This is a genomic window from Bradyrhizobium sp. Crot121, from assembly GCF_059512385.1.
Window position 1 is genome coordinate 1 of record NZ_JCAMOR010000378.1, and the last position, 450, is coordinate 450.

The following is a 450-nucleotide window of genomic DNA, read 5'->3' on the forward strand; positions in this document are numbered from 1 at the left end:
TAACAAATCGGTCTGTACGGTTCACGATGGGCTCCGATACTTGAGATCCTTTTCTCCGTTCGGCCTTTTCATGGTTGCGCGCTAGTTCCGGGCTGGCAAGCGGCATGGAGGACCTCACCAAGGAAGATGGTGGGTCTGAAATTGATCTTGAGGCCAATCTGCGGCTTCTCATGTAAGTAACGCCAGTCGACGAACGCTGAATTCAGGTCGGCAGCCGTTCGTCTAAGGTCGTCCAAAGTACTCTGACCGTCTGCCCACTCGCTCTTCTTGGTCAGGAGGTGTAACTCCTGCTCCAGTATCTGCTTTGCGTTCGCGGGCAGCCTTTTGAAGAGCTTCGCCAGTTCATGCCCACGCAAGGTTTTGCCCTGCTGGAGAGCAAGGGTCTTAAGGTAGAGCTCAAGAGCGAAGGCGGCGTTCACGACAAAGGGCGCCACTGCACCCGCATCAGGC

At 55.6% G+C, this 450-nt stretch carries 1 protein-coding gene; it reads right to left on the reverse strand.

Annotated elements, in window-relative coordinates; translation table 11 throughout:
- Window positions 1–68: 68 nt before the first annotated feature.
- Window positions 69–450, reverse strand: a 382-nt coding sequence (locus AC5ZGW_RS47065; protein ID WP_496114263.1) for a hypothetical protein, incomplete at its 5' end; no start/stop codon positions are given.